The 9,165-nt window shown below is 62.4% G+C and carries 8 protein-coding genes; 4 read left to right on the forward strand and 4 right to left on the reverse strand.

The genetic code is table 11. The features are described 5' to 3' along the window. Positions 1–78: 78 nt before the first annotated feature. Genes ACODTO_RS29170 through ACODTO_RS29185 form a run of 4 tightly spaced genes read right to left on the reverse strand, consistent with a single transcriptional unit; the run spans position 79 to position 4,557 of the window. Entirely contained in the window at positions 79–1,077 is a 999-nt protein-coding gene (locus ACODTO_RS29170) for a hydrolase (RefSeq protein WP_139640909.1), read from the reverse strand. A 30-nt stretch (positions 1,078–1,107) separates the two neighbouring features. Further along, positions 1,108–1,719, reverse strand: a complete 612-nt coding sequence (gene rsmD / locus ACODTO_RS29175) for a 16S rRNA (guanine(966)-N(2))-methyltransferase RsmD (RefSeq protein WP_139640907.1) — start codon at positions 1,717–1,719, stop codon at positions 1,108–1,110. After that, positions 1,719–3,209: a M16 family metallopeptidase gene (locus ACODTO_RS29180; protein WP_139640906.1), complete on the reverse strand. Its 1,491-nt coding sequence runs from the start codon at positions 3,207–3,209 to the stop codon at positions 1,719–1,721. Before ACODTO_RS29180 ends, rsmD begins: the two co-directional genes overlap by 1 nt. Further along, entirely contained in the window at positions 3,202–4,557 is a 1,356-nt protein-coding gene (locus ACODTO_RS29185) for a M16 family metallopeptidase (protein ID WP_139640904.1), read from the reverse strand. Before ACODTO_RS29185 ends, ACODTO_RS29180 begins: the two co-directional genes overlap by 8 nt. Positions 4,558–4,901: 344 nt before the next feature. On the opposite strand from ACODTO_RS29185, the gene ftsY reads away from it, so the two are divergent. From ftsY to rpoH, 4 genes are all read left to right on the forward strand, one after another. After that, complete coding sequence (gene ftsY / locus ACODTO_RS29190; RefSeq protein ID WP_489107455.1) at positions 4,902–6,326, forward strand: signal recognition particle-docking protein FtsY; 1,425 nt, start codon at positions 4,902–4,904, stop codon at positions 6,324–6,326. Further along, positions 6,323–6,994: a cell division ATP-binding protein FtsE gene (gene ftsE / locus ACODTO_RS29195; RefSeq protein WP_024778908.1), complete on the forward strand. Its 672-nt coding sequence runs from the start codon at positions 6,323–6,325 to the stop codon at positions 6,992–6,994. Before ftsY ends, ftsE begins: the two co-directional genes overlap by 4 nt. Further along, the gene (gene ftsX, locus ACODTO_RS29200) at positions 6,991–8,013 is read left to right on the forward strand and encodes a permease-like cell division protein FtsX (protein WP_139640900.1); all 1,023 of its coding nucleotides are present in this window, start codon (positions 6,991–6,993) and stop codon (positions 8,011–8,013) included. Before ftsE ends, ftsX begins: the two co-directional genes overlap by 4 nt. A gap of 113 nt (positions 8,014–8,126) precedes the next feature. Next, the gene (gene rpoH, locus ACODTO_RS29205; protein ID WP_024778906.1) at positions 8,127–8,981 is read left to right on the forward strand and encodes an RNA polymerase sigma factor RpoH; all 855 of its coding nucleotides are present in this window, start codon (positions 8,127–8,129) and stop codon (positions 8,979–8,981) included. Positions 8,982–9,165: the final 184 nt, after the last annotated feature.

Here is a 9,165-nt window from a genome sequence, read left to right on the forward strand (position 1 = left end):
GGTCAGCAGCATCAAAGTGACTGACACTCCGCTATCGCGAGCAGGCTCGCTCCCACAGGGGTGTGTGTTGGCGGTGGCTCATCCGTGACCCAGGTTCGCCAGCCACTGGGGAATACGTCGCTCCAGGTAGTATCCGGGTGAGCGCAAGGTCCCTTCGACAAATCCCACGTGCCCACCCTGGGCATGCAGTTCCAGCTGGGTGGAGGCGGACAGCTCGTCGGGTTGGGGCAGGCTGTGGGGGAATACGAAAGGGTCGTCGGCAGCTTGGATGACCAGGGTCGGGGTGTTGATTTCGCTCATGTAATAGCGGCTGGAGGCGCGACGGTAATAGTCCGAGGCGTCGGAAAAGCCGTGCAGCGGCGCGGTCACGCGGCCGTCGAAATCCCAGAAGGTGCGCATGTTTTCCAATGGACCCAGCGCCGCCAGGGTGGCAAGCCCTTCGTGACGTCCATCGTGCTTGAACCGGCGTTGCTTGTTGCGCACGTAAGCCACCAGCTCCCGCATGAAATGCGCCTGATAAAACCTGGAAAACCCTTGCCCGATGCGATCGGCGCATTGATCGAGTCGAAACGGCACCGAAACGGCCACGGCGCCGAGCAGTTGGCTGTCGCTGCCGGTTTCTCCCAGGTGCTTGAGCAGCACATTGCCGCCTAGCGAATAACCCACCGCAAACAGCGGCGCCAGGGGCCGTCGCGTCCGCAGGTGAGCAACGACGGCGGCCAGGTCTTCGCTGACGCCGGAGTGGTAGCTGCGGGGCAGCAGGTTCGGTTCGCCTGAACAGCCGCGCCAGTTCAACGCGACACTGGCCCAGCCCTGATGGCCAAGGGCTTGTTGCAAACCGGCCACGTAAGGCGAGTTGGAGGAGCCCGTCAGTCCGTGAAGCACCAACACCAGCGGCGCCTTGGCGCTGTGGGGGCCATGCCAGTCGAGGTCGAGGAAATCACCGTCGTCCAGCCACAAACGCTCACGTTGGCGAGGGATGTGTGTGGTCTTGCGCCATAGCGGGCCCCACAGGGTTTGCAAGTGCGGGTTGCCTAGGCCCTTGGCGGGGATGAATCGTTCAGATGCGGCGGCCATTATTATTGTTCTCGATGCTGCGGCCAGCCGTCAGCCAACGGCTTCTGCCATGCGTTGCCACAATGCGTAGTACACCCGTCCGGACTTCTGCTCGCGATGCAAGCGCCAGTTGCCCGGCAAAGCCAGGATCGACGGAGCGGTTTCACTTTCAGTGTAGACCCAGGCATCCTCGGCCAGCCACTGGCGTTCCTCGAGCAGCGCGCAGACCGTCGGCAACAGGTTCTGGTTGAACGGCGGATCGAGAAACACCAGGTCGAAAGGACTGGCCGGTTGGCTGTCCAGATAGCGCAAGGCGTCGGCCGTCTGCACCTGGCCCACCGTGCAACGCAGGGTGCCCAGGTGTTCTTTCAGGCTGGAGACCGCCAGGCTGCTGGCATCCAGGGCCTGGCCCATGGCGGCGCCACGGGACAGCGCTTCGAGAAACAGCGCGCCACTGCCAGCGAACGGGTCGAGAACCCGGGCGCCTGGCACGTAGGGGGCGAGCCAATTGAACAGGGTTTCACGCACCCGGTCCGGTGTAGGGCGCAAGCCCGGGGCATCGGGAAAGCTCAGGCGCCGGCTGCGCCATTCGCCGCCGATGATGCGCAGCTGATTGATGCCGTTGTGAGCGGGTGTCTTGCTGGAATTCGATGGACGGGCCATTAGTGCTCCGGAACCCCGAGCGGTTGCTCGGCAGGTTTGTCAGTGGGGGCCGGCAGCGGCTTTTGCGGCACGGTCGGACCGGCGGTGACGATGACCATTCTGTCGGTGCTCAGGTGCTTGTTCATTGCTGACTTGACCTGTTCGACCGTCAACGCCTGGGACTTGCGCATGAAGTCTTCCAGGTAGCTCAGCGGCAAGTCATAGAAGCCCATGGCCCCGAGTTGGCCGACGATGTCGGCGTTGCTCGCGGTGGACAGCGGGAAACTGCCGGCCAGCTCGCGCTTGGCGTCATCGAGCTCCTTCTCGGTTGGACCGTTCTTCAGGTAGTCGGCGAAGACATCCTGCACCAGCTTGAGTGTGCCTTCGCTCATTTCAGCACGGGTCTGCAGGTTGATCATGAACGGGCCGCGAGCCTGCATCGGCGTGAAGCCCGAATACACACCGTAGGTCAGGCCACGTTTTTCCCGTACTTCAGTCATCAATCGCGTGCCGAAACCACCGCCACCAAGGATCTGGTTGCCCAGGGACACGGCCGCATAGTCTGGGTCGTCCCGGTCGATACCCAGTTGTGCGAGCATCAGGTTGGTCTGCTTGGACGGGAATTCGATGTGGCTGACGCTTGCCTTCGGTTCCACTGGGGACGGGGTTTTTGCCAGGGCCGGACCTTTGGGCAGTGCGGCGGACACCTGGTTGGCAATGGCCTCGGCCTCGGCGCGGGACAGGTCTCCCACCAATGCAATCACTGCGTTGCCAGCAGTATAGGCCTTGGCGTGAAAGGCCCGGGCCTGGGCCAGGGTGATCGGCGGGATGCTTTGCGCGGTGCCATCACTGGAGTGGGCGTAAGGGTGGTCACCGTACAGGCGCTTCATCAGCTCCAGGCCCGCCAGTTTGCCGGGGTTCTGTTTCTGGTACTCGAAACCGGCAAGCATCTGGTTTTTGATACGGGCGAAGGAGTCTGCGGGGAAGGTCGGTTTGCCGACCACTTCGGCGAACAGCTTCAATGCCGGCTCACGCTTGTCCGCCGCGCTGAGGCTGCGCAGGGAGGCCACGGCCATGTCCCGATAGGCACCGTTGCCGAAGTCCGCGCCGAGGTTTTCGAATCCTTCGGCGATGGCGCTGACGTCCTTGCCGGCCACGCCTTCGTTGAGCATGGCGTTGGTCAGCAGTGCCAGGCCGGGGGCGTTGCCGTCCTGGCTGCTGCCGGCGGCGAAGGTCAGGCGCAGGTCGAACATCGGCAGTTCGCGAGCCTCGACGAACAGCACCTTGGCGCCGTCGGCGGTTTTCCAGGCTTGCACGTCGAGCTGGCGGTGGCCGGGCGCCTTGCCGTCCAGCTCCGCCAGCGATTGCAGTTTGTTGCCGGACTTGGCGTTATCCAGGGCCTGGCTGGCAGTGACATCAGTGGCAGGGGACAGATAGAAGGCCAGGGCTGCGACCAGGGCAATGACCACCAGGCCGATCAGCAGCAAGCGTGATGATTTGCGCTCACTCATGAGCTTTCTCCTCGGGCAGGATGTGCGCAACGCTCAGGCGCGGGCGGGTGAAATACAGCTGGGCTGCCTTCTGGATGTCTTGCGGGGTTACGCTTTGCAACTCGGCGAGTTCGGTGTCCATCAGCTTCCAGGACAACCCGACGGTTTCCAGCTGGCCGATGGCGGTGGCCTGGCTGGTGATCGAGTCGCGCTCGTACACCAGGCCGGCGATCACCTGGGCGCGGACGCGCTCCAGCTCCTCGGCGGTCGGCGCGGTGGTTTTCAATTGGTCCAGCAAGCGCCACAGGCCGGCTTCTGCCTGGGCCATGGTCTTGTTCTTCTGGGTATTGGGCGCCGCCGACAAGGTGAACAGCGTGTCGCCACGGGTGTAGGCGTCGTAGCTCGACGAACCGCCGGACACCAGTTCTTCCCCGCGCTCCAGCTGGGTTGGAATCCGGCCGCTGTAGCCGCCATCCAGCAAGGCCGAGATCAGCCGCAGGGCGTTGACCGAACGCTTATCCGTCGCGGTGGCGATGCTCGGCACGTTGAAGGCCAGCATCAGGCTGGGCAGTTGGGTCTGCACATGCAGGGTGATCTGGCGTTCGCCGGGTTCGGCCAGTTCCAGGGGAATCTTCGCCGTCGGTACGGCACGCCGGGCAATCGGGCCGAAATAGCGCTGGGCCAAGGCCTTGACCTCGTCCGGTGTCACGTCGCCGACCACCACCAGGGTGGCATTGTTCGGTGCGTACCAGGATTCGTACCAGTGGCGCAGTTCCTGGACGGTCATGCGGTCCAGGTCGGCCATCCAGCCGATGGTTGGCGTATGGTAGCCGCTGGCCGGATAAGCCATGGCCTTGAAGCGCTCGAAGGCCTTGGACATCGGCTTGTCGTCGGTGCGCATGCGGCGCTCTTCCTTGATGACTTCGATCTCGCGGCTGAACTCTTCAGGCGGCAGGCGCAGGCTGGCCATGCGGTCGGCTTCCAGCTCGAAGGCCACCCCCAGGCGATCCCGGGCCAACACCTGGTAATAAGCCGTGAAGTCATCGCTGGTGAAGGCGTTTTCCTCGGCGCCCAGGTCCCGCAGGATCAGCGACGCTTCGCCGGGGCCGACTTTTTCGCTGCCCTTGAACATCATGTGTTCCAGGGCGTGGGACAAACCGGTCTGGCCCGGTGTTTCATAACTGGAGCCGACCTTGTACCAGACCTGGGAGACCACCACCGGCGCACGATGATCTTCGCGCACCACGACCTTCAGGCCGTTGTCGAGGGTGAACTCATGGGTGGGTTGTGGATCGGCAGCCAAGGCTGAAAGGGGCAGACAAACTGTGCTGAACAGCAGGCCTGCAACGCGGCGGGCAAGAGCATTCATTCGTGTTTAAACCTGTTGGGCTGCCCGCTAGGTCTTAGCGTCGGCGGGCGAGAGGGTGCTAGGATACTGATCCGTTTTACTGGCGGCCACGCCTATCGGGCGTTTTATCGGCCCAGGGTTGTCCGGGTTTTACGCAGAAGCATCGGGTTTTTCCGTGGATCCCTGCGTTTTCGCCGACGATGCCTTGCCAGTCCTTCGAAAAGATCGACGATGAGGTGTCCTGGGGACATTTCGACAATCTGTTGCGCGTGAACAAGCTGGATGAAACGCAGTCTGTTCAGCATCGAATATTCATCACCGAGGCGCCCTCGTGGCGCATCGCTACCGTGAGATAGCCGTCCTCCATGTTTGGTTCCAACGACGACAAGAAGACCCCAGCTGAGGCTGGCGAGAAAAAAGGCCTGTTCGGATGGCTGCGCAAGAAGCCGCAGGAAACCGTCGTCGAGCAGCCGCAACCGCTGCCCGAGCCTTCCGCAGAACCTGCCGCCGAGGCGGTGGCCGAAGACGCTGCGCCGATCGTGCTGCCGCTGGCCGAACCGGTACTGCAACCGGCCGAGCCTGAGCCCGTTACCGCGCCGGCGGCCGAACAACCGCTGACGCCGCCTGTAGGGCAAAGCCCCTGGCTGACCTTGCCGGTGGCGGAAGAGCCGGTGGCATTGGTCGAGGATGCGCAGGCTCCCCATGTCACACCGCCGATTCCTGCCCCGACGCCAGCTGTCGCGGAGCCTGTCGTCGAGGCGCCGCCAGCCATGGTTGCTCCTGCCACTCCCCAGGCCGAGCCCGTCATGGCTGATACACCGACCGTCGTCGAGCCGGCGCCTTCCTCCGAGCCAGGCAAGGTCGGTTTCTTCGCCCGTCTCAAGCAGGGCCTGTCCAAGACCAGCGCCAGCATTGGCGAAGGCATGGCCAGCCTGTTCCTGGGCAAGAAAGTCATCGACGACGAATTGCTGGATGACATCGAAACCCGCCTGCTGACCGCCGATGTCGGCGTCGAGGCGACGTCGGTGATCATCCAGAGCCTGACCCAGAAGGTCGCGCGCAAACAACTGACCGATGCCGACGCGCTGTACAAATCCCTGCAAAGCGAGCTGGGCAACCTGCTCAAGCCTGTGGAGCAGCCGCTGGTGATCGCTTCACAGAACAAGCCGTTCGTGATCCTGGTGGTTGGCGTCAATGGGGCCGGCAAGACCACCACCATCGGCAAGCTGGCGAAGAAACTGCAACTCGAAGGCAAGAAGGTCATGCTCGCCGCCGGCGACACCTTCCGCGCCGCCGCGGTAGAGCAACTGCAAGTGTGGGGCGAGCGCAACAAGATCCCGGTGATCGCCCAGCACACCGGCGCCGATTCCGCTTCGGTGATCTTCGACGCCGTGCAGGCCGCCAAGGCCCGTGGCATCGACGTGCTGATCGCCGACACGGCCGGTCGCCTGCACACCAAAGACAACCTGATGGAAGAGTTGAAGAAGGTTCGCCGGGTGATCGGCAAGCTCGATGCCGATGCGCCCCACGAAGTGCTGCTGGTGCTGGACGCCGGTACCGGCCAGAACGCCATCAACCAGGCCAAGCAATTCAACCAGACCGTCGAACTGACCGGACTGGCCCTGACCAAGCTCGACGGCACCGCCAAGGGCGGGGTGATCTTCGCCCTGGCCAAGCAGTTCGGCCTGCCCATCCGCTACATCGGCGTGGGCGAAGGCATCGACGACCTGCGTACCTTTGAAGCCGAGCCCTTTGTCCAGGCGCTGTTTGCCGAGCGGGAGCATTCATGATTCGTTTCGAACAGGTCGGTAAACGCTATCCGAACGGTCACGTCGGCCTGCATGAGCTGAGCTTTCGGGTGCGTCGAGGTGAGTTTCTGTTCGTTACCGGCCATTCCGGCGCCGGTAAAAGTACATTGCTGCGCCTGCTGCTGGCGATGGAGCGGCCCACCACCGGCAAGTTGCTGCTGGCCGGCCAGGACCTGAGCACCATCAGCAACGCCCAGATCCCCTACCTGCGGCGGCAGATCGGCGTGGTATTCCAGAATCACCAGTTGCTGTTCGATCGTACTGTGTTCAACAACGTGGCGTTGCCCTTGCAGATCCTTGGCCTGTCCAAGGCCGAGATCAACAAGCGGGTGGATTCGGCTCTGGAACGCGTGGCCCTATCGGACAAGACCGACCTGTACCCAGGCGACCTGTCCACCGGCCAGCAACAGCGTGTCGGCATCGCCCGCGCCATCGTGCACCGCCCGGCCTTGCTGCTGGCGGACGAACCTACCGGTAACCTCGACCCGCGTCTGGCGGCGGAAATTATGGGCGTATTCGAAGACATCAACCGTTTGGGCACCAGCGTGCTGATCGCCAGTCACGACCTGGCCCTGATCGCACGCATGCGCCATCGCATGCTCACCTTGCAGCGCGGTCGTTTGATCGGTGACGGGGAGGCTGGCGTATGAGCGCAACCCGCAGCCCGAAAGTGGCCGAGCGCGTGGCCCCCAAGGCCTCCGACCCGCAGCCGCAAAAGAAAAAACGCGACGATGACGACGGCCCGGACTTCGGCACGCTGCTGCATGCCTGGATCGAAAGCCATCGCGCCAGCCTGCTCGACAGCCTGCGGCGCCTTGGTAAGCAGCCGATCGGCAGCTTCTTCACCTGCATGGTCATGGCGGTCGCCTTGAGCCTGCCAATGGGGCTGTCATTACTGCTGAATAATGTAGAGCGTCTTGGGGGCTCGTGGCAGCGCGCGGCTCAGATCTCCCTGTACCTGCAATTGGAGGCGACGCCGGGCGAAGGCCAGGCGCTGCTCGAGCAGATCAAAGCCATGCCGGGCGTGGCCGATGCCGAATACATCGGTCGCGACCAGGCGCTCGAGGAGTTCCAGCAGCAGTCCGGCCTGGGCGAGGCGCTCAAGGAGCTGCCGGAAAACCCATTGCCGGGCGTGGTGCTGGTGACGCCGAAGGAAGTCGACAAGCCGACTCTTGAAGCATTAAGACAAAGACTTTCCGAATTACCGAAGGTACAACAGGCGCAACTTGATCTAGTCTGGGTCGAGCGTCTTGCGGCGATCCTCAAGCTCGGCGACCGGTTTGTCTTCGGTCTGACGGTGCTTCTGGTGTCTGCATTACTTTTGGTGATAGGCAATACCATTCGTCTTCATATTGAAAACCGCCGCACCGAGATAGAAGTGATTAAACTCGTCGGCGGCACGGACAGTTATGTGCGCAGACCCTTCCTCTATATGGGCGCGCTGTATGGCTTTGGTGCCGGGATCCTGTCCTGGGGCGTATTGGCGTTCGGCCTGGACTGGCTGAACGATGCGGTAGTGGGATTGGCCGGTTTGTACGGCAGTGATTTCGCGCTGGCAGGAGTGCCAGTCGCCGACGGTCTGTCGCTCTTGCTTGGCGCGGTGCTGTTGGGTTATATCGGTGCATGGATTGCGGTCGCACGCCACTTACGTGAGCTTGCGCCAAAATAGAGTCATTTTGCGCGTATTGACCTTTCAGTTTTTGTGGGAACTTGTCCTACGGTTCCCGGTCAATTTTCGCAGTGCTGAACTGCACGAGTTATGTGAGTCGGAGGTTTTTTCGTATGACCACTTCTTTGCAACCTGCGTATGCTCTGGTCCCGGGTGCGAACCTGGAGGCCTATGTGCACACGGTGAACAGCATTCCCTTGCTGACACCCGAGCAGGAGCGTGAACTGGCCGAGAGTCTCTATTATGAGCAGGATCTTGAGGCGGCTCGGCAAATGGTGCTCGCCCACCTGCGTTTTGTCGTACATATCGCCCGCAGCTATTCCGGCTACGGGCTGGCCCAGGCCGACCTGATCCAGGAAGGCAATGTTGGTCTGATGAAAGCGGTCAAGCGCTTCAACCCGGAAATGGGTGTGCGCCTGGTATCGTTCGCGGTGCACTGGATCAAGGCGGAAATCCACGAATTCATCCTGCGCAACTGGCGCATCGTGAAGGTCGCGACCACCAAGGCCCAGCGCAAGCTGTTCTTCAACCTGCGCAGCCAGAAGAAGCGTCTGGCCTGGCTGAACAACGAAGAAGTCCATCGGGTGGCCGAAAGCCTGGGTGTGGAGCCTCGTGAAGTCCGTGAGATGGAAAGTCGCCTGACCGGCCAGGACATGGCCTTCGACCCGGCCGCCGAAGCGGACGACGACAGCGCCTTCCAATCGCCGGCCAACTACCTGGAAGACCACCGGTATGACCCGGCGCGTCAGCTGGAAGACGCCGATTGGAGCGACAACTCCAACACCAACCTGCACGAAGCCTTGGAAGTGCTGGACGAGCGCAGTCGCGACATTCTCTACCAGCGCTGGCTGGCGGAGGAAAAGGCCACGCTGCACGACCTGGCGCAGAAGTACAACGTGTCTGCGGAGCGGATTCGCCAGCTTGAGAAAAGTGCGATGAACAAGCTCAAGTTGTCGATTGCGGCTTAACCGGCACTACGGCGATAAAAAACGCCCCGATCAGCGATGATCGGGGCGTTTTTGGTTGTGTGATCGTTCCCACGCTCTGCGTGGGAACGCATCCTGTGACGGTCCGCGTCACGCTTTGGGACGCGGAGCGTTCCGTGCTGCAAGCCATCCCCTGTGGGAGCGAGCCTGCTCGCGATAGCGGTAT

The organism is Pseudomonas sp. FG13 (assembly GCF_057809755.1).

Coding starts and splice junctions, on each gene's coding strand:
- rsmD (WP_139640907.1), bottom strand. CDS start 1,719: ATGGCCCGTCCATCGAATTCCAGCAAGACACCCGCTCACAACGGCATC.
- ftsE (WP_024778908.1), top strand. CDS start 6,323: ATGATTCGTTTCGAACAGGTCGGTAAACGCTATCCGAACGGTCACGTC.
- ftsY (WP_489107455.1), top strand. CDS start 4,902: ATGTTTGGTTCCAACGACGACAAGAAGACCCCAGCTGAGGCTGGCGAG.
- ACODTO_RS29185 (WP_139640904.1), bottom strand. CDS start 4,557: ATGAATGCTCTTGCCCGCCGCGTTGCAGGCCTGCTGTTCAGCACAGTT.
- ACODTO_RS29180 (WP_139640906.1), bottom strand. CDS start 3,209: ATGAGTGAGCGCAAATCATCACGCTTGCTGCTGATCGGCCTGGTGGTC.
- ftsX (WP_139640900.1), top strand. CDS start 6,991: ATGAGCGCAACCCGCAGCCCGAAAGTGGCCGAGCGCGTGGCCCCCAAG.
- rpoH (WP_024778906.1), top strand. CDS start 8,127: ATGACCACTTCTTTGCAACCTGCGTATGCTCTGGTCCCGGGTGCGAAC.
- ACODTO_RS29170 (WP_139640909.1), bottom strand. CDS start 1,077: ATGGCCGCCGCATCTGAACGATTCATCCCCGCCAAGGGCCTAGGCAAC.